Source organism: Bradyrhizobium sp. CCBAU 53415, assembly GCF_028128735.1.
In the GTDB taxonomy this organism is placed as follows: Bacteria; Pseudomonadota; Alphaproteobacteria; order Rhizobiales; family Xanthobacteraceae; genus Bradyrhizobium.
The window spans coordinates 55,373-79,830 of the sequence record NZ_LBJF01000025.1 but is presented as its reverse complement, the minus strand read 5'-3'; the positions used below and the strand labels follow the sequence as shown (position 1 = coordinate 79,830).

Here is a 24,458-nt window from a genome sequence, read left to right as displayed (position 1 = left end):
TCCTCGCCGTCAGTTCAGCGTCTTGAGAAAAGCGATGACGTCCTCGACCTGCACGGCCGTCAAAATGGACTTGCCGACGAATTCCGGGCGCACCCGGCTCAAGCCGTCGTTCTTGAAGAACGCAGGCATGACGGTGTTGGTGAAGACGCGCTTGGGGTCGGCGACGATGAGGCGCAATTGCGCCTCGGTGTAGCGGCCGGCCACACCGTCGAGAGATGGACCGAACTCACCGTGGAAATCCTCGGACTTCAGGCTCGTGACCTGATGGCAGGCCAGGCAGTTGCCGAGCGTGCGCGTCAGAAACACCTTCTTGCCGGCGGCGGCATTGCCGGGCGCACCGGTCAGGGATTTCGGCAAGGAATCGTTGACGACGTCGAGCCTGATGGGCTCCTTGGTCGGCTCTCTGGCAGTCTCTTGGGCAAGAGCGCCTCCGGCCGACAGACAAAGTGCAAACGCAGCCGCAAGCGAGCGCCGCATGTTTCCTACCCTCGGATCGCGGGGTGACGCCCGCTCTTGATTACGACGGACTCACGGTCCATCACATTCAGTTATTATGATATGTTCATGTGACCGGCGGCGTCAAGCGAAATTCGAAGGACGCTCTCGGTCAGCCATTCGCGGCCAGGAAATCCCGGAACGAGCCGCGCTCATAGGCGCGCTCCCGCACGAAGCGAAACATCGCCAGGAAGTGCGCCGGCTTGAGATAACCGGGCGCCCGCGCCACTTCGCGCGCCATCGCCTCCTTCGCTTCGATGCCATCGGCGGTTGGCGGAAAGAACTGAAAGGTCGGGGTGAACCTGATCCCGTATTTTCGAGCGAGGTCCTTCTCGGGCAACTCCTGGCGGTCGAAGTCGGTAACCTTGCGCGAGCCGATCAGATTGAGCTGCAACACCTCGAAATTGTCGCGGATATAGGTCGCGATGCCGGCATCGGCGAAGTTCACCAGATGCGTCTCGCGGCAATAGGGACAGCCGCGCAGCTCCCACATGATGGCGAGGCGCTTGCCGCCAGCGGTGGCGCTCTCCAGGTCCTCGCGCAGATCGAGGAACCTCTGCAGAAACCAGGGCTCGTGATAGAGCCCATCTTCGCCAACCGCGGGCTCGGCCGCAGCCGCGCCGGGACCGGCCCACGCCGCGCCAAACGCGAATGCGAGAAGGCCGCGTCGCGTCGGCATGCGAAGCGACGTCGGGGTCTTGTGCGTTGGGAGATCTTGCGCGCTGGTCATTTCTATTATGATATTCGAATGCACGAATGTGACAAGGAGTTCCGATCTTGCGCTGCACCATCGTGCTGCTGGCATGGCTGGCTTCGAATGCGCTCGCGCTTGGCGCAGATGTCGACAAAGCTTCGGATTTCGGATCGGCGATGGCGCCGATCATGGCCAACCTGCGCACCGCCGCGAGCTATGCGCGCACCGGCAACGTCGCGCTGGCCCAGATCGAGACCGACGAAGCGGCCGCCCGGTGGAAACGACTCGAGCCGAACGCCTCCAGTCCCCCGGCCGCTTACGCGCCGGCCGAATTGTCGGGATTTCTCGACGGGGGTCGCGACCGGCTCACGACGATCACGGGCGCGCTGGAGCGCGGAGACAATGTCGCCGCCGGCCGCGAGCTGCTCGCGATTCGGCAGGCTTTTCACGCGCTCAGGCGTCATGCGGGCCTGTACGATCTTGGCGATTGCATCTTCGAGATCGCGCCCGCCATGGAAACGTTGCGTGTCGCAGCCATCAGGTACTCCGAGCAGCCGGCGCCAGCGAACGCCGAGGAGACCGTCGCCGCCGCAAGCGCATTCCGCGATCGGCTTCGGCGCTGTAACGAATGGGCAGATGGCGAGATCGTTGCCCAAGGCGAATTCCGCCGCCTGATCGATGGCGCGATCGCCAGCAGCGGCGAGATCGCCCATGCCGCGATGGCGGGCGACGGCTCCCTCGTGCATCGTTACCTCATCGAACTGCAGTCCTTTGCCCAGCTGCTCGACTTCCGTTACGGCTAGCCTCAGCCGATGCTGGTCAGTCCAGGAAAATGCTCAAGCAGCCATTCCGAGACCGCGGGCATCAAGCCGGTCAGGAACATCAGGCCGGTCACGACCAGGAAGAGGCCCATCGTCTTCTCGATCAGACCGAGATGCCGGCGCACACGGCCCAGCGCGGCAATGAAACGACCGGTGAACGCAGCCGCAACCAGGAAGGGAATGCCGGTCCCGACCGAATAGGCTGTCAGCAGCAGCGCGCCCCGTCCGGTCGTGTCCTCCGAGCCTGCCATCAGCAGGACGGCGGCAAGGATGGGGCCAGCACAGGGCGTCCAGCCAAACGCGAATGCCAGGCCCATGACGAAGGCTCCCGCAAGGCCGGCCGGACGGTTGTCGGCCTGCATGGTCGCACTGCGATAGAGCAGCGGAATCCTGAATACGCCGAGAAAATGCAGGCCCATGACGATAATCAGTCCGCCCGCGACGATGCCGAGCGTCGACAGATGCGCGGAGACGAAGCGGCCCGCGATCGAGGCAGTCGAGCCGAGCGCGATGAAGACCAGCGAAAAGCCCGCCACGAAGGCCAGCGCGGAGACCAGGATGCGCGGCCGCAGATCCGGCCGGTCGCCGGACAGATCCGTGACCGAGACGCCGGCCATGTAGCACAGGAAAGGCGGGACCAGGGGGAGGATGCAGGGCGACAGAAACGACAAGAGGCCCGCGACGAAGGCCGCACCAAGCGTGACGTCCAAGGTCATTCCGCCCCATCCCTATCACATATACGAATTTAATGATATAAAGCGCCAGGAACGTCGACAGGCAAGTCCGGAGTTCGGTCACGCATGAACAGAATCGTCATTTTGGTCGCCGTCGCCGTCGGGCTCGCGCTGCCCGCGACGGCGTCGCGCGCCGTCGAGCTCGTCATGTTCGAGCGGGCCGGTTGCGCCTGGTGCGCGCGCTTCGACGCCGAGATCGCGCCGATCTACGGCAAGACCGACGAAAGCCGGGCCGCACCGCTGCGCCGGGTCGACCTGAACAGCCCCGTTCCCGCCGATCTCGCCGGAATCGATCCGGGTCCCTTCACGCCGACCTTCGTCGTGGTACAAGAGGGCCGTGAGATCGGGCGCATTCGCGGCTATCCGGGGGATGCCTTCTTCTTTGGCCTCTTGGACCGAATCCTGTCAAAGGCGGGATCGGAACCCGAGAAGTCGTGACTGGTCTTGCGGATTTTGCTGAGAGGAACTTGACGCGATGCCATTGCCGAAGCTGAAGGAGATCGAAGGCTCCGCCGAACTCGAGCAGATGATCGAGAAGGCGCGCGAGGCGAGCGACATGCTCAAGGCGCTGTCCCACGAGTCCCGACTGTTGCTGCTCTGCATCCTCGCCGAGGGCGAGAAATCCGTAACCGAGCTCGAGCAATTCCTGGGCGAGCGGCAATCGACCGTCTCGCAACAGCTCGCGCGGCTGAGGCTGGATCGGCTGGTAACGACCCGGCGCGACGGCAAGACGATCTACTACAGTCTCGCCAGCGAGGACGTCCGCAAGATTCTCACCGCCGTTTACGACGTGTTCTGCGAGCCGGTACGCCGGCGCCGCCGGTAATTTCGTCCGCGCTGGCTTTTCGCGCCCTGACGGCGCAGATTACCCGCAAGGCCAAACCAAGAAGAAGCGGGAGGAATGCTGAGCCCTTCGACCATAGCGTTTGCATGTGGGCTTGCCGCCGGTGCCGTGCTCGGCGTTGCCGGCCGCGCGGGACGGTTTTGCACCTTGGCGATGCTCGAGGATGCGTTCTTCGGGTCGGATTTGCGTCGGCTGAAATCCTTTGCGCTGGCTGCGGCCGTGGCCCTACTGGCCACCCAGATGCTCGCCGAGTTCGGCATCGTCGACCTGTCGCGGTCGATCTACCTGACGTCGTCGATCGGGCTTGGCGGCGCGATTCTGGGCGGGCTGACGTTCGGCATCGGCATGGCGCTGGTCGGCACCTGCGGCTTCGGCACGTTGGTCCGTATCGGCGGCGGGGATCTGCGGGCCATCGTGGTCTTTCTTGTGCTCGGCCTCTCGGCGCTCGCGACCATGCGCGGGATCACGGGGATGCTGCGCCTGATGCTGATCGAGCCGTTGTCGCTGCGGCTCTCCGAAGGCTATGACCAGACGCTGACCTCGCTTCTGGGCGCGGGGAGCGCGGTGCGCGCACTCCTCGTCCTGTCGATCGCCACGGCGCTTGCCGTCTGGGCCCTCGCCGACGGCAGGCTGATGCGATCGCCCCGACTGCTGGCCTCCGGCCTTGCCGTTGGCGGCGCGATCGCATTCGGCTGGTTCGCGACCGGATGGCTCGCCGATGACGAATTCGATCCCGCCCGCGTCTCATCGCTCAGTTTCGTCGCACCACTCGGCGACACCATCCTCTACATCGCCACTTTCTCGGGTGCGCGGCTGAATTTCGGTATCGGCTCCGTCGCCGGCGTCGTGGCAGGCTCCCTTGCCGCGGCAATGCTCGCACGCGGCTTCCGCTGGGAGGCCTGCGACGACGCGCGCGAATTGAAGCGTCACATGACCGGCGCGCTCCTGATGGGTATCGGAGGGGTCATGTCGATGGGATGCACGATCGGACAGGGATTGACCGCGTTCTCGACGCTCGCCATCTCGGCGCCGATCACCATGCTGGCGATTGCCTGCGGAGCTCGACTCGGGCTCGAGTTCACGATGACCGGCGAGTGGTTGCCGGCAGTGCGCAAGCTATTCGGCGCTTCAACGTAACCTGAGCAGAGTTTCGGGCTTTCGTAGTCGGCTCACAGATTCGAAAGCGTTCCATGGCGAAGACCGTCGCGGCTGCGGCCGCGAGACGTCGTCGGATTCACTTGAGCCGCAACGCAAGTTGCGGCCCGCGTCCTGCTGGTCCGCATCGCCTTCGCACCGGGCGCGGCGCCGCTTCACGCCTCCACCCGCCACAACCTCCACCGCTCCGGCACGCCCTTGAGCTGATGCACACCATGATCCCTGAACCTGATCTCGGGCTGCGAAACCAGCTCCTTCACCGCGCTCGACACCAGCACCTCTCCCGCGCGCGCCTTCGCGGCGACGCGGGTGCCTATGTGGAAGGCGAGGCCGACCATTTCGCCGCCGCTGATCGTGTACTCGCCGGCGTGCAAGCCCACCCTGATCTCGAGGCCCAGCGTGCGAACCGCCTTCTGGATCGCGGCCGCGCAAGTGATGCCGGCGGCGGGCTTCCTGAACGTTGCCAGCACGCCGTCTCCTGTGGTCACGACTTCCTTGCCGCGCGCGCTCTTCAGCTCCTTGCGGACCGCGGCGTAGTAATGGCCCATCACCTTGGTCCAGCGCGCATCGCCGAGCTTCGCGGCCTTCGCGGTGGAGCCGACGATATCGACGATCAGGATGGTGGCGAGCGCCTGCTTGGGTTCAGTGCCGCGATCGAAGGACCTGCGCCGGAGCGCAATCGGTCCCGTCAGCGGCTCGTAGCGATGGTTGCGTCGCCGCGCGATGGCGGCCTTCGTGTAGTCCTGCGCGCGCTGCGCCGTGCCGCAACGAACCGTCTTCTCCTGCGGCGATCGCGACCAGTAGACCTTGCGCCCATCGCCGGCCCCATGCACCTCCACGGCACCCCATTTCAGGAACACCGCCGAGCCGACACGCCTGACGCACCACGCCTTCGACGTGTATCCGGACACGTTGGACTGATGGACTCCGATGCGAAGGAATTTCGGCATGAACGTGCGGCCAAAGACCGTTTGGACGTAGCTTGTCGCAAAGCGTAGTCGCACAATCCGGCGTTGGCAACCGGACCCCGACCCGCCCTCCGCCCTGCCTATTCCAGGCCCGCATCCTAAGCTGCTCTGCCGCCGCCCTGCTTGCCGATCGTGCAACGCCATGCGGCCAGACGTTCGGCCGGATGCTGCGCCATCCACTCGGCGAGTTGCGGTGCGCCCATCAGGCAGGACTGCATCGTCACGTCCGCGAAGTCCGAGGTCGTGACGATCTGTTCATGACAGTCCGCCGGAGACGAGAGACTGCAGAGCACGGCAATGATCCTGATCATCTCACGCGGGCTCCTGCGACCAATCGTACTCGGCCCTGGCAGCCGAGCGCGTCACCGATTTGGCGGCATCGACGCTCGAGGCCTCTTCGGCGCGCCGTTGATAGTCATCGGCCAGCATCTTCAACCGCGCTGCCACCGCATCGTCGGTCATGCTCCGGGCCACGCGCAGCAGGCTCTGCGCCGTTTCCATATATTCCTTGCCTCGTCGTGACATCTGCAGCGTCATGGGATCCTCGCGCGGTTCTCTGGGGGCAGGTCGAAGGCGACCGGGAAATGGCCGACCCAGTCGCGGTCGTCCTGGCGGCGCGTCGCGAAACGTTCGACGCACTTTCTCGAGCAAAGAGGGTTGCGCCAGGCGTAATACCTGACGAGACCGAACTGGCCGTCGCAGACGGCACAGCGCCCGGCTCGACCGTGAAGATTTCCGGAGCAAATTGGCATTGACGTCTCCTCTTGCTGTCGCGCCTGATGTCGCCGATCACCTCTTCTGTTGCACCGGGCTCGCCTCCCTCCCGATGAAGCGGGCGGCACTCTTCGTCCGAGCCGCCAACGAAGCCAGCTTACGAGTCCTGCGGGGCAATCTCTTTCAACAAGGCGCCCTCATTTGCCCATCCGCACGACGCCCGGCCCGGTCCATGAAAGGGGCCGGCGAACGCCCGTTTGCGCGGCGCGGCATCCGTCGACCGGAGGGGGCGCAGCCCGGATCGATGTGCTATCCTCCCGCGGGGGCGGCAGGAGAGAGAACCGATGGCAACGAGTGTGAAGCAAATGCTGGAAGCTGCGAACGCGGCAGTCCCGAAGATCACGTCGGAGCAGGCGGCCGAGATGATCGGAAGCGGCAACACGCTGGTCGTAGACGTTCGCGATGCGCCGGAAGTCGCCGCCAGCGGCAAGATCGCCGGCGCCGTGCATGTCTCGCGCGGGATGCTGGAGTTTCGCGCCGATCCGGAGTCACCCTATCACGACAAGGCATTCGACAAGACCAAGACCGTGATCCTCTACTGCGCGTCCGGCGGCAGATCGGCGCTGGCCGGGAAGGTGCTGAAGGACATGGGCTACGAGAAGGTCTACAATGTCGGCGGCTTCAAGGATTGGTCGGGGCCGGTCGAGAAATAGCAGGAACAGGCAGCGCGGTTCCGTTGACGTATGCGGCAGCAGCTTCAGCGGGCCCCATTGGCGTCATCCTGCGGAGACCGCTGGAAGCGGTCGTCTCGAAGGACGAGGCGTTGGCCCGGATCGTCCAGCACGTCATATGCGCTGGCCCTGCCCTCAGCCCGGATACGCAAACAGCTCGATCGGATCGCTGAAGCCGCGCACCTCGTGCCTGCCTACGTGCTCCAGCTGGAACTGCTTCTCCACCAGCTCGGCGAAGGCGCGTGACAGCAGCACCTTTCGTCCCAACTGCTTGGTGAGGGCTTCGAGGCGGGAGGCCATGTTGACGGCCGGGCCGATCACGGTGAAGTCGAGCCGGCTGGTCGATCCGATATTGCCGTACATGACGTCGCCGACATGGACGCCGATGCCGTAATTCAGCGGAGCGCGGCCGGTCGCGCCGTTCCGTTCGTTCAGCGCGGCCATGGCCTTGCGGGCCTCGGCCACGGCATGCAGCAGATTCGCGCAGGCGTTGGGCTCATGAAGCGGGAAGATGGCGAGCAGACCGTCGCCGATGAATTTCAGGATCTCGCCGCCGTGCCGCGCGATCGGCTCCGACATCGCGTCGAAATAATCGTTGAGGAGATCGATGACGTCGTCGCGCGGCCAATTGTCGGAAATCTTGGTGAAGTCCCGGAGGTCGCAGATCATGATCGCGGCGCGCACCGTCGTGCCGCTGCCGCGCCGGGTCGCGCCGGCCAGGATGAGCTCGCCGGCATGGGAGCCGACATAGGTCTCCAGCAGCGTCCGTGCCAGGCGGTTCTTGATGCGAATTTCGCTGACCAGCGCCAGCACCGGCAGCAGCTTCTTCAGGCCGGCGACATGCGCATCGTCGAAACCGCCGGGCCGATCGGTCGCGAAGGTGACGAGATGGCGCTTGCCGAGCGTGTGGTAGAGCGGCCAGGCGACATAGTCGGTGAGGCCCTTGGCCCGCATTTCGTCATAGAGGGCGTGCTTGCGGCTGAGCGTGGAATCCTGCTCGAGCCGCTCGCGCACCTCGGCGGCGCCGTCATGGATCTCGCTGGCGGCGCTGCCGATATATTCGGACCGCTCGCGAACGTCATAATCGACCAGCGCAATCTCCGCCTCGCGCATCCCATCGGACCACATCATCCGTGCCCCGAGCCACTGCGGGTGATTGATCAGCACGTGGAGCGTCGCGCGCCTGACCGGTATGCCCGCCTGCTGGAGGCGGATGCACATCTGCGCGAAGATGTTGTCGATGAAGCGCTCGTCGCGCGTGCCGTTGGTCAGCCAGTCGACGACGCCGTCGGCCTGCGTGGGGGCATTGTTGGTCGGCGGCGTTGTCATCGTCTGCCCTTCAGCGGCGGTGTGCATCGCAACACATATCGTGCGCTGGCCGCGCGCCGTCAACCTGGCCAGCTGCCCGGATTGTGCGCACGGAGTGACGACGCTAGCCGACCAGCCAGATCGAGCCCAGCACCGCCAGCCCCGACACCAGCACGAGCTGCGAGGCCGCGGCAAGTTCCACCCGCAGCGTGTTTTCGTGCGAAAGTGAAAACTCCTCGCCATCGAGGCGGACGCGGCAATCGCCGCGCGCGGCGTAGACCAGATGAGTGCCGGCATTGAGCTGCCGCGCGCCGGGCTCGCGCAACGCCACGAGATCGATCTCCGCCGCGTCGCGCCTGGCCATCAGGTTCACGACCTCGACCGGGCCTTGTTCGAGCGCCGTCACGATTTCCATCTCGCCGGTGAAGCGCACCGTCGTAAAAGGTTCACGTTCGTCGAACTCCTGCGTCGGCGACTTCAGCACCAGCCCGCCCCCGCCGACGACCATCTGCAAGCGGTCGATACCGGGCATGTGGGAGAAGGGACCGGGCGCCACGATCGGCGTGCTGGCAAAGCGCCAGAGCAGACTGGTCCAATCCCTCGTCGCCGCCTCGGCGCGCCAGGCGCCTGCAATGTCGGTGAAGATGCCGCCGCCGTTCTTCCAGGGCGAGCGGGTGTAGCGTTCGGGTGTGAGCAATGTGGTTTTCATGTCCACATCATGAGCGGAATCAGCAGACTTTGCCAACCGGTTTCCACTGCAACGGCCGGAGGCCGCGACCTGGGGTCCATCTCGCTATTTCGACGCCAACGCCGCCACGGGCCGCCACGTCGCATCGGGCGCGGCTGCGGCGAGCTGCTGGCAGCGGTCGCGCATCAGCGCGGCGGGACGATCATGACCGCGCTGCTTCAACACAGCTTCGAAATCGGCCAGCGCATCGGCGAACCGCTGTGCGCGATAGGCGGCGAGGCCGCGCTCGTAATCCGCGATCCAGCCGGTGGTCTCGCCATCGACGGCATCTGCGTTCACCATCCCGATCAATTCGTGGACGGACAGCCCCTCCTCCCGTCCGTACACCGCGATGCTGTCGATCTCGCGCGTGATGACGGCGCCGCGCGCCAGACGCTCGGTCGTCTCGCCGATCAGAATCTGCGTGCCGTAGGATTTGTTGGCGCCTTCGAGCCGGCTGGCGACGTTCACGGCATCGCCGATCACGGTGTAGTTCAGCCGCAGCTCCGAGCCGATATTGCCGACCAGCATGCGGCCGGAATTGATGCCGATCCGGATCTGGAGCGGCTGGCCGAGATCATCCACCAGGCCCAACTCTTCGACCGCCTTGCGGCAGGCGAGCGCTGCGCGGCAGCATCGCACCGCGTGATCGCCCTGCGGCTGCGGCGCCCCCCAGAACGCCATCACGGCGTCGCCGATGAACTTGTCGATGGTGCCGCCATTGGCGACGATGATCTCCGAGGTGACGTCGAGATAGCGCGACAGCAGCGGCACCACGCGATCGCCGAGCCGCTCGGACAGGCCGGTGAAACCGGCAATGTCGATGAACATCACGCTGAGCTCCTGGATGCTGCCGCCGGGCCTCGCCTCGACGCCCTGGCGCAACAGGCCGCGGACGAGATCGGCCGGGATGAACTTGCGGAACGCGGAGAGGCCGGACGCCATCTCGGCGATCGCGCCGGACAGGCTGGCGATCTCCTTGAGCCGCGAAGGGTGGCGGCGCACCTGCTCCAGCGCGAAGGCCTCGACATGGCGAAGCTCGCCGACGACGCGCGACAGCGGCGCGGCGATGACGGAACGCGCCAGCATCGCCGAGGCCAGCGCCGCGAGCACGGCACCGATGGCAAGGCCGAGGATCAGGCGCCGCAGCGTCGTCTCGACCGGCCCGAGAAATTCGGCCTCGGGGATCACGGTCGCGAGCGACCAGCCGGGAAACGGCAGCGGCGTCAGCGCAACCTCGTAGGCCGCGCCGCCGGAGGTGAGCCGGCTTCGCCAGGCCTCCTTGCGGCCGGCCTCGCCTGCCTTGTCGAGCGCTGCGCGCGCCAGCGGCAGCAACGTCGTGTCGCCCCGCGCCGGATGGAGCTCGTCGGCCGCCTTGTCCGGCGCCGCGACGAGTCCTCCGCCATCATCGACGATGAACGCAGTCCCCGTGCGCCCGACCTCGAGCTGCGACAGGAAGCGCGCGAGCCTCGTATACTCGATGATGACGGCCAGAACGCCTTGCCGCTCCTGGTAGACGTCGATCGGCCCCGCGAACGCGATCGACGGCCGCTCGCCGGTCGCATGGTCCATCACCCTGAACCATTGCGGATCATCGGCCGTGAGCCCGGCCTTGAACCAGGCCTGATCGGCGACGCGGAATGAGGTCGGCTCGAAGCGGCGATTGGCAAACTCGATGTCGCCGGGCACCACGTCATATTCATCGACGCGGCGCTGGCCTGGATGATCCGTCAGCGAGATCTCCATCATCTCGAGGCGGCGATCGCCGAGCTTGTGCGCGGCGAAGAAGGAGCCGTCGGGCCAGCCGAAGGCGACCCACGAGATCGTCGCCTGCGACTGCAATTGCGACAGAAATACGAACTCGCGCTTGTCGGCCTCGCGGGTGTCGAGCACGTTCTGCAGGAACAGCGTGCGGATCGCGGTGTGCGCGGCGCGCGCCTCGTCGACGATGGCCGAGACCTCCTTGCGCACCGCCGCCACGATCTGATCGTTGATGGTCGAGGCGAGCTGCCGGCTGGTCGCCTCCGCCGTGCGCCACCAGAGCAGGCTGGAGAGCGCGGCCGTCAGCAGGATCGCCGCCAGGACCAGCGCGGACACCGCAAGGCGGATGCTGACCGTCAGCCTTGCGATCGCACGAAGCCGTCGTTCGGGATCGACCTTCATCGCTGCCTTCGCCTGCCGGTCCACCTGAGCCACTGACATTGCTCTACGCCGCCGGCGCCCGCCCGTTACGTCTGGCAGGAAACGAAGGCGGGCCGCCAATGCCGGGTGGCTACCGTCTCGATAGACCCAAGGCATTGGCCTCGAGCGGACGCCTGCCTGCAAATACCGCCCAAGCGCACCGGCGGTGCGCCCGATCCCACCGGTCTCACGGGTTCGTGAGCAGCCCGCTGTAACGCGGGCTGTGCGCGCAGCGAAAGGGACCTTGCGGGCATCGCCTGCCAGGCGATGCCATCTCGAACAGGAGAATTCGATGTCTGCCAAACGTGCCGTCACCTCGCTCGTGCTCGCCGGCGCCGTATCGACCGCGCTCGCGACCCTCGCCGCCGCCGGCCCGCTGACCAAGGCCGAAGCCGACGCGGCCGTCGCCGCCAAGAAGGAGAAGTGCTTCGGCGTCGCGCTGAAAGGCCAGAACGATTGCGCGGCGGGTCCGGGCACGACCTGCCAGGGCACCTCGACCGTCGACTTCCAGGGCAACGCCTGGAAATTCGTGCAGGGCGGCACCTGCACCAGCATCCAGCTGCCGGGCGGCAAGAAGGGTTCGCTCAAGCCGGTCTGACGGCCGGCGCGACGTCGCCAGCAATCGCGAACGGAGCAGCACGATGAGCACGGTGATCCAGCCGACCCGACCAGCAGCCATGCCGCTTCGCTTCTCGCCCCCCGTCGGCGGCGTCGCCGGGACGAGCTTCAAGCCCGCGCATCTCCCTGATATCCTCGAGGCCGGACCTCGGCGTGGCTTCTTCGAGGTCCACGCCGAGAACTACATGGGAGATGGCGGTCCGCCTCATCGGGCGCTGGAGGCGATCCGCCGCGACCATCCCCTGTCGCTGCATGGCGTCTGCATGTCGATCGGCGGACCCCGAGCGCTCGACAAGGCGCATCTGGCGCGCTTCCGCGGCCTGGTTGCGCGCTATCAGCCGGCGCTGGTCTCCGAACATCTCGCTTGGTCGACGCATGAGACCAGCTTCTTCAACGATCTGTTGCCGCTGCCCTTTACCGAGGCCACGCTGGCTTGTGTGTGCGACCACATCGACCAGGTGCAGGAGGCGATTCGCCGCCCGCTGCTCCTTGAAAACCCCTCGACCTATGTCGCCTTCCGCGAATCCGCGATGCGCGAGACGGATTTCATCCGCGCCGTTGCCGAACGCACCGGCTGCGGCCTGCTGCTCGACGTCAACAACGTGTTCGTCTCCGCAACCAATCAGGGATTCTCGGCGCTCGAGTATCTTGCGGAGTTTCCGCTGTCGCGCGTCGAGGAAATCCATCTCGCGGGCCATGCCGAGCAGGCCGACGACGAAGGCGATCTGCTGCTGATCGACAGCCACGACGGCCCGGTCGCGGACGCCGTGTGGAAGCTCTATGAGATCGTGATCCAACGCCGCGGCGCGGTGCCGACGCTGATCGAATGGGACAGCAACATTCCGGACTGGCCGGTGCTGCAAGCGGAGGCCGCAGCCGCACAGGCGATCCTCGACCGTCAGCAGTCAGCCGTGCCGGCGGGAGACCGTCATGCCGCCTGAAGCAGACTTGTCCTTCGCCGCTTCGTTCGCGCCGGCACTGCTGGATCCGGCGCGCAGCACGCCCGAGGTCGTGACCGGTCCGAACGGCAAGGCCGCCGGCCGACGCTATGACGTCTACCGCAACAACGTCACCGTCAGCCTGATCGACGCACTCGCCGCGATCTATCCGGCGGTGCAGCGCATCACCGGCACCGACTTCTTCCGCGCCATGGCACGCTTTCACGTGCGCAGCAATCCGCCGACCTCGCCGCTGCTGTTCGAGTACGGCCGCGATTTCCCCGAGTTCATCGCGCGGTATGAGCATGCGCAGGCCATGCCCTGGCTTTCCGACGTCGCCCGCATCGAACGCGCCTGGCTCGATGCCTATCACGCCGCCGACGCGTCCCCGCTGTCGCCGGCCCGGCTGTCGGCGGTGACGCCCGATCGTTTGGCCGATCTGGTGTTCACTCCGCACCCGGCCGCGTATTGCTTGCGTTCGGACTACGCCGCAGTGACGATCTTTGCCGCCAACCGCGACGATGCACCGGTCATGCGGATCGATGCCTCCACGCCGGAACATGCCCTGATCACGCGGCCGGAGTTCGAGGTCACCGTGCGCCGCCTTCCGCCCGGCGGAGCGGTGTTCGCGAGCAGCCTGATCTCGGGACGGCCACTCGGCGAGGCCGCGGCGTCGGCCCTGGACGCTTCAAGCCAATTCGACATCGCCGCGAACATCGCCGGGCTGATCGAAGCCGGCGCCTTCACCTCGTTCGCCTCTGGAGACCCAACATGATCACGGACCAGCACATGGCCACCGAGAGCGGCCTGCCGTCGCCCGGAGCGCTCATCGACAGAGCCAATCATCTGGTGCAGACGCTCGCGACGCCATCGCTCGTCCAACTCGTGCTGCGCCTCGCGCTCGCCGTACCGTTCTGGCGCTCGGGCATGCTCAAATGGGGCGGCTTCCTGAGGCTGAACGACACGGCCGTGACGCTGTTCAGCGACGAATTCATGCTGCATCTGCCGGGCGGGCCCTATCACTTTCCGGCGCCGGCGGTGATGGCCTTCCTGTCGGGCTCGGGCGAGATCATGTTCCCGGTCCTGCTGGTGCTGGGACTAGGCACGCGATTCGCGGCGCTCGGGCTGCTGTTCATGACGCTGATCGTCGAACTCACGGTGCCCGATGGCTGGCCGATCCACCTCACCTGGGCCGCGATGGCGCTTGCCCTCATGGCTCACGGACCCGGGCGCATCTCGCTCGACCATCTTGTCTGTCGCGCGCGATCGCACGCGCGATAGGAAGCTGCGCCTACATTCCGCTCAAGCCACTATCGACCGCGAGGGTCTGCGCGGTGATATAGACGCTTTCGTCCGAGAGGAAGAACAGCACGGCGTAGGCGATTTCCCAGGCGGTTGCCTGGCGGCCAAAGGGAACATGGCCCTTGCCGCGGTTGGGGCGGCCCGCGCCGGCTTCGCGGCCGTTCGGAGTGTCGACGAGGCCGGGATAGACGAGATTGGCGCGGATGCCGCGGCGCGATCCGAGATGTGCGATGTTGCGCATCAGGCCGCCGAGCGCGGCCTTGGAGGAATCGTACACCGCCATCTGCGAACCGGCCTTCAGCGCGGCGATCGAGGAGATGAAGACGATGGCGCTGCCATCTTCGAATTTCGGCAACGCGGCGCGGCAGCACAGCATCGGCCCGCGGACGTTGACGTCGTAGATCTTGTTCCACTCCTCGGGGCTGATCGCGTCGAGCCCGACCCTGCCGAAGGTGCCGATGTTCAGCACCATGCCGTCGAGCCCGCCCATGGCACCGTGGGCTTCTTCGATCATGCGCAGAACGTCGGCTTCCGACGTGACGTCCGCCGCGATCGCAAAGGCTTCACCGCCTTGATCGGTGATGCGTTTCACCGTCTGTTCGGCGGAGGCGCGATTGAGATCGGCCACCGCGACCTTCGCACCCTCTCGTGCGCAAAGAACGCTCATGGCGCGGCCGTTGCCGATCGGGTCGGTGGCGGCGTCGAAGACGCGCTGGCCGCCGCCGACGACCAGGATGCGGCGCCCTTTCAGGCGGCCCCTGCCCGGCGCTTCGCCCAGCGACTCCACGCTCGGCGGGCGGACGTAGCGATCCGGCCTGCTCTCGGTCTCCGCCATCTCAGCCGCCCTGTTTCTTGCCGCCGTCATAGACCTTCATGCCGGCGGCGGGATCGAGATCGGTTTCGGTTGCTTCGGTCAGGCGCGCCATCATCATGTAGAAGCCGAGCGCAACGATGGATTCGACGATCTCCTGGTCGCTGAAGTGCTTTCGCACGCCGGCGAAGGTCGCCTCGGGAACGCGGACGTTCTCGACGACCTCGCGGCCGAACTTGAGCAGCTCGCGCTCGGCTTCGCTCAGCGCGGCGGCGTCGTAATCTGCGCACGCGACGGCATCGACCTGGGCCTGCGTGCAGCCGACGCCGAGCGCGATCGGCACATGCTGGCGCCATTCGTAGGCGCCGCCTTCGAGCTGAGCGGCCTGGAGGATCAGCAGCTCGCGATTGACCGCGCTGAGCTTCTGCTTGTGCAGGATCGAATTGCCGAGCCGCATCGCCGGGATCATGTTGGCCTCGGCGTGGGCCATCATGCGGAAGATGTTGAGCTTGACCGGCATGCGGTCGAACGAGGCGCGGATGTCGCCGCTCGTCGTCTCCGGATCAATCAGAGGCAGCCTTGCCACGCGTTTCTCCGTTGGGCTTTCGTTTCTTGTTGTCGTCGTCATTGCCTGCCGCGATCAGCGACAGGAAGAATGCGAGATAGCGGTCGATCGCCTCGATCACCTTCGGCCGCGGCGAGGACGCCGCGCCCATGACGTAATGTTCGAGACGGATGTAGATCAGCCCGGCGGCGAACAGCCGCGCGGTCTCGCGTGGATCGGGCGTCGAGATCAGGCCGGCGAGCGCGAAGCCGCGGAAATAATCCGTCATCATGCTCTGCTCGCGCGCGTAGAAATGGTCGGCGAACTTGGCGCGGATACCGGGAACGCGGTTGCGCTCGGCGGTGATCACCTTCTGGAACTGGTGCTCGCGCGGGTCGGACCATTGCTCGACGAGGTCGAGCGCGAACTGCCGGCAGAACGCGGCCGGCTGGCGCGCGAGCTGCCTGTAGCGCGGCTCTTCGAGCCGGCTCGCCGAGCTTGCCGGCCCGTGCTCGGCAACGATCGCCTCCAGGATCGCGGCCTTGCCGGGGAAATGATTGTAGAGGCTGCTCTCGCGGATGCCGACGCGCCGCGCGAGCTCGCGCATCGAGGCACCGCCATAGCCGCTCTGCGCGAACAGGTTGAGCGCCTCGGAAAGGATGCGCTCGCGGGTGGTGGGCGCGGCCGCTTCCGCCGCGCTGGAGGTGTGGACAGCCATGACGGCTTGACTAACGAACGATCGTTCGCTAGTCAACCGTACGAACGATCGTTCGTTTCGCCAGTCTGGGCGGCAACGGTCGCGGCCCGCGAGTTCGCTTTCGGGCGCGGTTCTCGCGTTTCAACTCCGCTCCATCGAGAAGCGGAGAGCAATTTTGGGGAGACTTTTCATGGCGCGCCTTGCCCGCCTTCGCCTGGCCTCGGCCTGCATTCTTCTGCCGCTGCTTGCAGCAAGCACCGCCCAGGCCCAAAGCGCGAAATACGATCCCGGCGCCGATGACAAGACCATCAAGATCGGCACCACCGCGCCGCTGAGCGGCCCGGTGTCGGCGTTCGCGCAGATCGCGAAATCGGCGGAGGCCTATTTCCGGAAGGTGAACGACGAGGGCGGCGTCAACGGACGGCGCATCCAGATGATCATTGCCGACGATGCCTACAGCCCGCCCAAGACGGTGGAGCAGACCCGGCGGCTGGTCGAGAGCGAGGAAGTGCTCTTGATCTTCGGCGGCGTCGGCACGCCGACCAACAGCGCCGTGCACAAATATCTCAACGACCGCAAGGTGCCGCAGCTGTTCCTCGGCTCCGGCGCCGCCAAGTGGGACGATCCGAAGAATTTTCCGTGGACCGTCGGCTGGCAGCCGACCTATCGCGACGAGGCGATCGCCTACGCCAGATACATCAAGGCGAGCCACGTCAATGCCAAGGTCGGCGTGCTCTACCAGAACGACGATCTCGGCAAGGACTATCTGAAGGCGCTGGAGGAAGGCCTCGGCAGCGGCGAGGCGATCGTCGCGCGGGCAGCCTACGAGACCTCGGCGCCGACCGTGGACACCCAGATCCTGCAACTGAAGACCGCGGGCGCGGATGTCGTGCTCGTCGCGGCGACGCCGAAATTCGCGGCGCAGGCGATCCGCAAGATCGGAGAGATCGGCTGGAAGCCGGTCACCATCATCTCGAACGTCTCCGCCTCGATCAGCGGCGTGCTGGAGCCGGCGGGCAAGGACAATTCCACCGGCGTCATCTCCAGCCAGTACCTGAAGGACGCGACCGATCCCGCGCTGAAGGACGATGCCGGCTACAAGGAATGGCTGGCGTTCATGGACAAGTACCTGCCGGACGCCAACAGGAACGACTGGCTCAACGTCTACGGCTACACGATCGCGCAGACGCTGGTGACGGTGCTGAAAGCATCAGGCAACGACCTCACCCGCGCCAACGTGATGAAGCAGGCGACGACGCTCAAGGACGTGCGCCTGCCGATGCTGATCAACGGCACCGCGGTGAACAATTCGCCTGAGCGTCATACGCCGATGACGAGCCTTCAGCTGATCCGCTTCGACGGCACGCGCTGGGTGCCGTTCGGCGATCTCCTGAAGAACTAAAGCATGCGGCAGGTCAGAATCGGCAGCATGCGGATCGACCTCGTCAGCGAGATCCCTTCGCTTGCCTTCGACAAGACCTGGCTGTTCGCCAATGTCACCGACGAGGTGATCGCGGAGAACCGCAACTGGCTCGATCACCGCTATATCGAGCCGGAGACCGGCCGCTTCATTCTCAGCCACCACTCCTATCTCGTGCGTACGCCGCGCTGGACCGCGATCGTCGATACCTGCTGTGGCAATCACAAGAACCGGCCGCGCGTCCCGGCGTGGAACGATCTCAACCAGCCGTACCTCGAAAACATGCGGGCGTTCGGCGTTGCGCCCGAAGACGTCGACTTCGTGATGTGCACGCACCTGCATGTCGATCATGTCGGCTGGAACACGCGGCTTCTCGACGGCCGCTGGGTGCCGACGTTCCCCAATGCGCGCTATCTGATGGGGCGCGACGAGTACCGCCATTTCGAGGCCGCGCACAATGCCGCGCCGAACAACCCGGTGAACCACGGCTCGTTCCAGGATTCCGTGCTGCCGGTGGTCGCGGCCGGGCTCGCCGAACTCGTCGAGACCGATCATCGCCTGTTCGACGATCGCGACGCCGCGTTGCGCTTTGCGCCGGCTCCGGGGCACACGGCCGGCAACATGCAGATCCACCTCAACGGCGGCCACGATCACGCGGTGATGTCCGGCGACGTCATCCATCATCCGATCCAGTGCGCCGCGCCGTGGCTCTCGAATGCCGCCGACGTCGATCCGGCCGCGGCGCTCGCGACGCGAATGGCGTTGCTGGAGGAGCTTGCGGACACGCCGAGCTACCTGCTCACCGGCCATTTCCCCGCACCGACCGCGGGACGCGTGATCCGGCACGGCGATGCCTATCGATTTTGCTTCGAGGATTTGGGGAAAACACCATGAAGTTCAGGACCGTCACGCTCTCATTGCTCGCATTGCTGTCGGCAGCATTGCCGGCCCGCGCCGAGGATCCTGGCGCCTACCCCACCCGCAAGATCAAGATGCTGCTGCCCTATGCGGCCGGCGGCGGCGGCGACGTGGTCGGCCGGCTGCTTGCGGACAGGATGGGCAAGACGCTCGGACAGAGCATCTATATCGAGAACCACACCGGCGCTGCCGGAACGCTCGGCACGCAGATGGTCGCAACATCTCCAAATGACGGCTACACCATCACGGTGGGCGGCATGACCACGCATGTGCTGGCGCCCGCGATCTATCCAAAACTGCCCTACGATCCGATCAAGGACTTCACGACCATCGGCCGCGTCGGCACATCCTCGATCATGCTGGTCGCGACCAAGAATTTTGCCGCCGATGACATCAAGGGCCTGGTCGCGCTGGCCAGGAAGGGAGAGCCGATCCAGTACGGCAGCTGGGGCGTCGGCTCGACCGGGCAATTCTGTGCGGAGATCCTGATGCAGCAGACCGGCATCAAGATGGACCACGTGCCGTTCAACGGCATCGCGAAACTCGCCGGCGATCTGCTCGGCGGCCACATCGCCCTTGCGACGCTAGACATGGCAACCGCGACGCCGCTGGTGAAGGACGGCTCGATCAAGGCGCTGGCCGCCTGCGGCGAACGTTCGCCGAGCCTGCCGGATGTCGCCAGCTACAAGGAACAGGGCGTGCCGTTCGACCGCAGCCTGTCCTGGGCGATGTATGCTCCGGCGGGCCTCGCTCCGCCGATCGCGGAGAAATTATCGGCGGCGCTCAAGGAAGCGCTCGGCGACACTGTCGTGAAGGACAAGCTGCTCGGGCTCGGCATCACGCCGCAATTCGTCGCCGGCGAGGAACAGCGCGACATCAATGCCCGCGACATCGCGGCATGGAAGCTGGTTGCCCGGGACGCCGGGATCGAGGTCAAGTGAGCAAGCCGACAACGGGAGCGCGGGCATGAGCCGCATCTTCGGCGCGGTGCGCCAGAACGGATATGTGGTGCGGGACATCCACGCCGCGATGAAGCACTGGATCGAGGTGATGGGGGTCGGCCCCTGGTACTACATGGACCGGGTCGAGACCGATTGGTTCCGCCACCGCGGCCGGGATTCTGCCGTCGAGATGAGCATTGCCCTCGCCAATTCCGGCGATCTCCAGATCGAGCTGATCCAGCAGCGCAACGACGCGCCTTCGCTCTACAAGGAGTTTCTCGACGCCGGGCATGAAGGCCTCCAGCACATGTCGTACTGGAGCAGCGACTACCAGGCGCTCTATGACAAGGCGATCGGGCTCGGTTACGAGGTCGGCCATGAGGGTCAGATCGGCGGCGACAGGGGGCGCTTTGCCTATTTCGACACACAGGCCCATCCGGGCACGGTGATCGAGATCTCCGACATCAGCGGCACCAAGGGTCCCTTTTTCGAGCGCGTCCGGCAGGCCGCGACGAACTGGGACGGCACGCGGCCGATCCGCGAGGTCGGCGGCGGAAGATCGTAGGGCTCGATCACCGGCGGGATTTGCGTCGTTGCCGGCGCAACAGAGGGAAAACCATGCTAACGTGAGGCCGCGTCCGAACCTTCAGCGAGGCTGGGCATGTCCGACACTGACAAGGTTTTCGCCGGCTCGATCCCGAAACTCTACGATGAATATCTCGTGCCGATGATCTTTGCCGTCTACGCCGACGACATCGCAAGACGCGTCGCTGCGCTCTCGCCCTCCGTGCTGCTGGAGATCGCCGCAGGCACCGGCGCGGTGACGCGCGCCGTCGCGGCGGCGCTGCCGCGCGGCATCCGCTACGTTGCGACGGATCTGAACGAACCGATGCTCGCGGTTGCCGCGCAGCGCCAGGCGGGTGATGATCGCATCGCTTGGCGCCAGGCTGACGGAATGGCCCTGCCCTTCGGCGAAGCCGAGTTCGACGTGGTCTGCTGCCAGTTCGGCGCGATGTTCTTTCCGGACCGCGTCAGGGCATACGGAGAGGTGAAGCGAGTCCTGAAGCCGGATGGCACGTTCGTCTTCAACGTCTGGGATCGCATCGAGGACAACGTCCTCACGCAGGAAGCCACGGTCGCGCTCGAAAAGCTGTTTCCCGACGATCCGCCGCGTTTCATGATCCGGACGCCGCACGGCTATTACGACAAGGCCGTCATCAGAAGCGACCTCGAACAAGCGGGCTTCCGTGACATATCGATCGAAACTCGACCTGAAATCAGCCGCGCGCCGTCGGCCGAATATGCCGCCACCGCACTCTGCCAGGGCACGCCGCTGCGCAGCGAGATCGAGGCAAGGGATGCCGGCAAGCTTCAGGCTGCAACCGATATCGTTGCCGAGGCGATCCGGACGCGTCATGGGTCCGGCCCGGTCGAGGGCAAGATCCAGGCACTTGTGGTCACAGCGCGGCCGTAGTTTACCTCGCAAGCGACTTCAGCGCCGTGCACCCTTACCAAAAGCCACGCTGCATCGGCTGCGCCGGCTGATAGTACTGATACTGGCTGCGCCGGCGCGGATTGACCGGCTGGACGTAGGGATCACGCTGCTGGAAGAAGAAGCCGAAGCCGTTGCCGCCGTTGTCCCAGCCATCATCGCTCGCGATCATGGCCGGCGCGGTCGGCTTGCGGGTGATGAAACCGCCTTGCGGCTGATCGCTCAGCACCGCCACGAACTCGGTCCGGTAGTTGGTTTCGCTGCTCAGCGGCTCATCCGAGATGATGATCGAGGAGCGCGGCAACGCCGTCGGGCCGATGCGATCCCACACGTCCTGCGGGATGGTGATGCGGTCGAGCGCGTTCCGGGCCTCGTCGCCGTTTTCGATCGTGACCACACTCCAGCGCAGACCCGTATCGGTCTTCGCCATCGCGGTGAAGATATGCGTGCCGAGCGGCTGGTCGGGATTACGGATGGTGACGGGGACCTCGATGCTCGTGTCGAACACCTCGCCGCCGCCGTCGGGCGCCGGCTTGTGCGTGTTCCGCCGCACGTAGAGCTTCTGCGTCGCGCGGCTGATGTAGACTGAGACCGGCTCGCCCGCGAGCTTCGCGTCGGTCGCGGCCTTGACGGCTTCAGCTTTTCGGGTCGCTGCTGCCTTCGCGGCGTCCTTGGTCGCGGCCACGGCATCGCGCTTCGGCTGCGCTGCCGCCTTTGCGGCGTCGAGCTGCGTCGCTGCGTCGGCAGCCCTGGCCGCCGCCTTCTGCTGCAACTCCTCGGCCCTGGCGCGGGCCTGATCGTTTTTGGCGTTCGTGAGCGTCTTGTCGGCGAAGGCGAGCTCGGCATCTGCGCGGACCTTCTGCCGCTCCAGCTTGCGCAGCGCGGCGGGGAGTGAGGCTGCTTCTTTCGCGGCAGCGGAGGCAGCCTTCTTGGCCTCGTCGGCCGCCCTTGTGGCCTCCTCGGCCTCGGCAGAGAGCTTGTCGGCGCGGCCCGGCGCGGCCGCAATGGCCTCCGGCTTCGGCACGAACAGCGAGGGATGAGAGATATCGGTCGGGACCGCATCGTGCGGCGAGATGATCACCCGCATCCCGATATACGTCTTGTCGAACAGGTTCTCGGCGAAGCCGAAGGGCATGCGCACGCAGCCGTGCGAGGCGGCATAGCCGGGCAGCGGTCCGCCATGCAGCGCGATGCCGTTCCAGGTGATGCGCTGCATGTTCGGCATCCAGGCATCGTCGTACATGGTCGAGCGGTGGTCCTTGTCCTTCTCGATGATCGCGAAGACGCCGGCCGGCGTCTCGCGTCCCGTGGTGCCGGTCGACACCGGTGCGCGCAGGATCCAGCCGTCGGCATCATAGAAAGTGACCTGCTGGCTCTTGATCGACACGATCGCCATGATCGGCTCGCCGGCCTGGCGCGGCGCCACCGCCTCGGCCGCCTGGCGCGCCTGCTTGGCCGCCCCGGCCGGGGTCAGGGCGGCAAACGCGACCATCGCCGTCAACGTCACAAGTCCGGGAAGGCCCCAACGCCGCATCGCTACGGTGGATTGCGCCGTCGTCAGTCGATTTTTCATGCCATCCTCGGTCGAAATGCCAGTCCGCCCGTGTCGATCACGCGTCAGATTGGAATCATTGCATTAAGAAATCGCAGCCGCCTTACGTTCCGTCTGTGGCGAGATTCGGCACGTTCCGGCGACAAATCTCTCATATACGACGGTTCGCGCAGGCGGAAGGCGGGCTCCGGCCGAGGCTGGCCCGAAGCTGGCGTCGATCGCTGCGGCAGAATGTCCGGGTTAGCCGCCAGGCCAGCGTCTGCCGACGGCCACGCCCGACGACGCGCAACTAGACACCAAGCGCCTTCCGGTTGAACGTTCGCAGGACGCGCAGTGACAACGTTCGCACATTCGCAACGTTCATCAGCCACGCCGCCGTGGCGTAAGCGAGGCCACCGGCAAGGCTCACGATGATCAGCGACACGAGGCCGGTGCCGCCCGCTTGCGATCGCGCAACCAGGATCGCGGCCGCCATCGCGGCTGCCGAGACGGCAACGCCGGCGAGGCGATTGATCTCGAACGGAACCGGGTGGGCCCGATGCATCAGCACGACGGCAACGAGGAAGCCGATCGCCTCGGTCGCCAGCGTCGCCAGCGCCGCGCCGTGAAGGCCGTAAGGGGCGATCAGCGCGAACATCAGGATCACGCTGATCACCAGCGTGAGAAAGGATTGCGTCGCCAGCATGAAGGGCCGCTCGGCGAGCTGGAAGCTGATCTGCACGTAGAACTGATTGGCGATACCGAAGAAGCGGGCGAGCACCAGCGTCGGCAGCAGCGCCGAGACGCCGGCGCGGAAGTCGATGCCGACGAGCGTGCCGGCGACCTGGTCCGCCGCAAGCGCAAGCCAGACCGCAACGGGCGCCACGACGACGAGCAGGAGCTCGAGGCTCTCGGTCAGCCGCTCCCGCGTCGTCTCGTTGTTGTTCTCGGACAACGACCGGAACACCAGCGGCACGGTCGCTGCGGCAACGCTGGATGCGATCATGACCATGAACTGGCGCGGCAGATCGGCGGCAACGCCGAAGATGCCGGCAGCATCCTTGCCGAGCAGATAGGCGACAATGAGCCGGTCGCACGCCGAATAGACGGCGACGGACAATCCCGCCAGCGTCAGCGGCAGACCGTAGCGCGCCAGCTGCATGAACTGGCTGCGCTGAAACGGCGCGATCCTGCTGCGGTCGCCGACGAGGTTCAGGATGATGCCGGCGAGCGACCCCAGACCAAACGCGGCAAGCAGCCCCAATCCGCCCCAGCCGAGCCAGATGCCGAGCAGGCCGAAGCCGACGCTGGAGACGCTGCGCACGATCGAGATCGCAGCGAACCGGTAGGGGCGCAATTTGGCGCGCTCGAACTCCTGGCCGACATCGACCGCGTTGGCCATGATCGCGACGAACATGCTGGCGAGCAGCAGCTCGACGCTGACGTCGCTGCGGAACAGGACGACCAGCGGAGTGGTGGCGCAGAGCACCGCGACCGTGAGGGCGAAGGCGACCATCGCCGTGCCGCGAAAATCGACCTCCGCCGACATCGCCTGATAGCGGGACACCGAGAGCTTGATCCAGGCGAAGAAGATCGCGCCCAGAATGCCCGCAAGGCTGATGCCGACGATATAGACGCCGTACTCCGCCGGGCTCAGGAGCCGCGTATAGGCCGTGACAGCGAAGAAGCCCACCGCCGCGGGCAGGATGTAGGCGACCAGATAGATCGAGAAATGGCGGTTCAGCATGCGAGCACGGGACCGGCAGCGGTCTTGCGAGTGTGGCGACGTTTGATCCGACCGGATCCTGGCGGGCGAACGAATTGCGCCGCAGCATCTCTCAAGAGTGTCACATAAGTCTGCCGATCGGGCGGCG

28 protein-coding genes are annotated in these 24,458 nt (G+C 65.9%); 14 read left to right on the top strand and 14 right to left on the bottom strand.

The features are described 5' to 3' along the window. Window positions 1–9 precede the first annotated feature (9 nt). Both soxX and XH87_RS21370 read right to left on the bottom strand, forming a co-directional pair. A complete protein-coding gene (gene soxX, locus XH87_RS21375; protein WP_271588769.1) occupies window positions 10–477 on the bottom strand; it encodes a sulfur oxidation c-type cytochrome SoxX in 468 nt (155 codons plus the stop codon). A gap of 130 nt (window positions 478–607) precedes the next feature. After that, entirely contained in the window at window positions 608–1,174 is a 567-nt protein-coding gene (locus XH87_RS21370; protein WP_271588768.1) for a SoxW family protein, read from the bottom strand. Between the two features lie 191 nt (window positions 1,175–1,365). Here XH87_RS21370 and XH87_RS21365 point away from each other — a divergent pair, with 191 nt between their 5' ends. Continuing rightward, on the top strand, window positions 1,366–1,992 hold the full coding sequence (locus XH87_RS21365; RefSeq protein ID WP_271588767.1) for a hypothetical protein: 627 nt from the start codon (window positions 1,366–1,368) through the stop codon (window positions 1,990–1,992). 2 nt (window positions 1,993–1,994) lie between these two features. On the opposite strand, the gene XH87_RS21360 is transcribed toward XH87_RS21365, so the two are convergent. After that, entirely contained in the window at window positions 1,995–2,726 is a 732-nt protein-coding gene (locus XH87_RS21360) for a cytochrome c biogenesis CcdA family protein (protein ID WP_271588766.1), read from the bottom strand. 84 nt (window positions 2,727–2,810) lie between these two features. Here XH87_RS21360 and XH87_RS21355 point away from each other — a divergent pair, with 84 nt between their 5' ends. From XH87_RS21355 to XH87_RS21345, 3 genes are all read left to right on the top strand, one after another. Further along, complete coding sequence (locus tag XH87_RS21355) at window positions 2,811–3,182, top strand: thioredoxin (RefSeq protein ID WP_158670209.1); 372 nt, start codon at window positions 2,811–2,813, stop codon at window positions 3,180–3,182. 37 nt (window positions 3,183–3,219) lie between these two features. Further along, entirely contained in the window at window positions 3,220–3,570 is a 351-nt protein-coding gene (locus XH87_RS21350) for an ArsR/SmtB family transcription factor (protein WP_028137430.1), read from the top strand. Between the two features lie 75 nt (window positions 3,571–3,645). Next, on the top strand, window positions 3,646–4,725 hold the full coding sequence (locus XH87_RS21345; RefSeq protein WP_271588765.1) for a YeeE/YedE family protein: 1,080 nt from the start codon (window positions 3,646–3,648) through the stop codon (window positions 4,723–4,725). Window positions 4,726–4,898: 173 nt separating this feature from the next. Here XH87_RS21345 and XH87_RS21340 read toward each other — a convergent pair whose 3' ends face one another. The 3 genes from XH87_RS21340 to XH87_RS21330 form a co-directional block, all read right to left on the bottom strand. After that, a complete protein-coding gene (locus XH87_RS21340; RefSeq protein WP_271588764.1) occupies window positions 4,899–5,693 on the bottom strand; it encodes an adenylate/guanylate cyclase domain-containing protein in 795 nt (264 codons plus the stop codon). A gap of 116 nt (window positions 5,694–5,809) precedes the next feature. Beyond that, the gene (locus XH87_RS21335) at window positions 5,810–6,022 is read right to left on the bottom strand and encodes a hypothetical protein (RefSeq protein WP_158670212.1); all 213 of its coding nucleotides are present in this window, start codon (window positions 6,020–6,022) and stop codon (window positions 5,810–5,812) included. 1 nt (window position 6,023) lies between these two features. After that, window positions 6,024–6,248, bottom strand: a complete 225-nt coding sequence (locus tag XH87_RS21330; protein ID WP_050990995.1) for a hypothetical protein — start codon at window positions 6,246–6,248, stop codon at window positions 6,024–6,026. A 521-nt stretch (window positions 6,249–6,769) separates the two neighbouring features. Here XH87_RS21330 and XH87_RS21325 point away from each other — a divergent pair. Then, complete coding sequence (locus XH87_RS21325; protein WP_158670213.1) at window positions 6,770–7,138, top strand: rhodanese-like domain-containing protein; 369 nt, start codon at window positions 6,770–6,772, stop codon at window positions 7,136–7,138. 153 nt (window positions 7,139–7,291) lie between these two features. Here XH87_RS21325 and XH87_RS21320 read toward each other — a convergent pair whose 3' ends face one another. The 3 genes from XH87_RS21320 to XH87_RS21310 all read right to left on the bottom strand — a co-directional run bounded on the left by XH87_RS21320 (window position 7,292) and on the right by XH87_RS21310 (window position 11,354). Beyond that, window positions 7,292–8,485, bottom strand: a complete 1,194-nt coding sequence (locus tag XH87_RS21320) for an adenylate/guanylate cyclase domain-containing protein (protein ID WP_271588763.1) — start codon at window positions 8,483–8,485, stop codon at window positions 7,292–7,294. 103 nt (window positions 8,486–8,588) lie between these two features. Next, window positions 8,589–9,173: a HutD/Ves family protein gene (locus XH87_RS21315; RefSeq protein WP_271588762.1), complete on the bottom strand. Its 585-nt coding sequence runs from the start codon at window positions 9,171–9,173 to the stop codon at window positions 8,589–8,591. Window positions 9,174–9,257: 84 nt separating this feature from the next. Then, the gene (locus XH87_RS21310; protein ID WP_271589149.1) at window positions 9,258–11,354 is read right to left on the bottom strand and encodes an adenylate/guanylate cyclase domain-containing protein; all 2,097 of its coding nucleotides are present in this window, start codon (window positions 11,352–11,354) and stop codon (window positions 9,258–9,260) included. Between the two features lie 310 nt (window positions 11,355–11,664). Here XH87_RS21310 and XH87_RS21305 point away from each other — a divergent pair, with 310 nt between their 5' ends. The 4 genes from XH87_RS21305 to XH87_RS21290 are packed head-to-tail and all read left to right on the top strand — an operon-like array spanning window position 11,665 to window position 14,209. Further along, window positions 11,665–11,970 carry a BufA1 family periplasmic bufferin-type metallophore gene (locus tag XH87_RS21305; protein WP_271588761.1) on the top strand — a complete coding sequence of 102 codons (306 nt, stop codon included), beginning with the start codon at window positions 11,665–11,667 and terminating at the stop codon, window positions 11,968–11,970. Window positions 11,971–12,013: 43 nt separating this feature from the next. After that, the gene (gene bufB, locus XH87_RS21300) at window positions 12,014–12,931 is read left to right on the top strand and encodes an MNIO family bufferin maturase (protein WP_271588760.1); all 918 of its coding nucleotides are present in this window, start codon (window positions 12,014–12,016) and stop codon (window positions 12,929–12,931) included. Then, window positions 12,921–13,703, top strand: a complete 783-nt coding sequence (locus tag XH87_RS21295; RefSeq protein WP_271588759.1) for an HvfC/BufC N-terminal domain-containing protein — start codon at window positions 12,921–12,923, stop codon at window positions 13,701–13,703. The genes bufB and XH87_RS21295 overlap by 11 nt, the downstream gene beginning before the upstream one ends. Then, a complete protein-coding gene (locus XH87_RS21290) occupies window positions 13,700–14,209 on the top strand; it encodes a DoxX family protein (protein WP_271588758.1) in 510 nt (169 codons plus the stop codon). The genes XH87_RS21295 and XH87_RS21290 overlap by 4 nt, the downstream gene beginning before the upstream one ends. A 10-nt stretch (window positions 14,210–14,219) precedes the next feature. On the opposite strand, the gene XH87_RS21285 is transcribed toward XH87_RS21290, so the two are convergent. The 3 genes from XH87_RS21285 to XH87_RS21275 are packed head-to-tail and all read right to left on the bottom strand — an operon-like array spanning window position 14,220 to window position 16,303. Then, entirely contained in the window at window positions 14,220–15,065 is an 846-nt protein-coding gene (locus tag XH87_RS21285; protein ID WP_271588757.1) for an SDR family NAD(P)-dependent oxidoreductase, read from the bottom strand. A gap of 1 nt (window position 15,066) precedes the next feature. Continuing rightward, complete coding sequence (locus XH87_RS21280) at window positions 15,067–15,627, bottom strand: carboxymuconolactone decarboxylase family protein (protein ID WP_271588756.1); 561 nt, start codon at window positions 15,625–15,627, stop codon at window positions 15,067–15,069. Further along, window positions 15,605–16,303: a TetR/AcrR family transcriptional regulator gene (locus tag XH87_RS21275; RefSeq protein WP_271588755.1), complete on the bottom strand. Its 699-nt coding sequence runs from the start codon at window positions 16,301–16,303 to the stop codon at window positions 15,605–15,607. Before XH87_RS21275 ends, XH87_RS21280 begins: the two co-directional genes overlap by 23 nt. A gap of 169 nt (window positions 16,304–16,472) precedes the next feature. Between XH87_RS21275 and XH87_RS21270 the strand changes: the two genes are divergently transcribed. The 5 genes from XH87_RS21270 to XH87_RS21250 all read left to right on the top strand — a co-directional run bounded on the left by XH87_RS21270 (window position 16,473) and on the right by XH87_RS21250 (window position 21,035). Beyond that, entirely contained in the window at window positions 16,473–17,684 is a 1,212-nt protein-coding gene (locus XH87_RS21270) for an ABC transporter substrate-binding protein (protein WP_271588754.1), read from the top strand. 3 nt (window positions 17,685–17,687) lie between these two features. After that, a complete protein-coding gene (locus XH87_RS21265; protein WP_271588753.1) occupies window positions 17,688–18,596 on the top strand; it encodes an MBL fold metallo-hydrolase in 909 nt (302 codons plus the stop codon). Then, complete coding sequence (locus tag XH87_RS21260; protein ID WP_271588752.1) at window positions 18,593–19,561, top strand: Bug family tripartite tricarboxylate transporter substrate binding protein; 969 nt, start codon at window positions 18,593–18,595, stop codon at window positions 19,559–19,561. The genes XH87_RS21265 and XH87_RS21260 overlap by 4 nt, the downstream gene beginning before the upstream one ends. A gap of 25 nt (window positions 19,562–19,586) precedes the next feature. Then, window positions 19,587–20,126 (top strand): VOC family protein, encoded by a 540-nt coding sequence (locus tag XH87_RS21255; protein WP_271588751.1) that lies wholly within the window; start codon window positions 19,587–19,589, stop codon window positions 20,124–20,126. 96 nt (window positions 20,127–20,222) lie between these two features. Continuing rightward, the gene (locus XH87_RS21250) at window positions 20,223–21,035 is read left to right on the top strand and encodes a class I SAM-dependent methyltransferase (protein WP_271588750.1); all 813 of its coding nucleotides are present in this window, start codon (window positions 20,223–20,225) and stop codon (window positions 21,033–21,035) included. A gap of 34 nt (window positions 21,036–21,069) precedes the next feature. On the opposite strand, the gene XH87_RS21245 is transcribed toward XH87_RS21250, so the two are convergent. Together XH87_RS21245 and XH87_RS21240 are read right to left on the bottom strand one after the other, a co-directional pair. After that, entirely contained in the window at window positions 21,070–22,626 is a 1,557-nt protein-coding gene (locus XH87_RS21245; protein ID WP_271588749.1) for a L,D-transpeptidase, read from the bottom strand. Between the two features lie 268 nt (window positions 22,627–22,894). After that, window positions 22,895–24,331 carry a lipopolysaccharide biosynthesis protein gene (locus XH87_RS21240; protein ID WP_271588748.1) on the bottom strand — a complete coding sequence of 479 codons (1,437 nt, stop codon included), beginning with the start codon at window positions 24,329–24,331 and terminating at the stop codon, window positions 22,895–22,897. Between the last annotated feature and the right edge of the window lie 127 nt (window positions 24,332–24,458).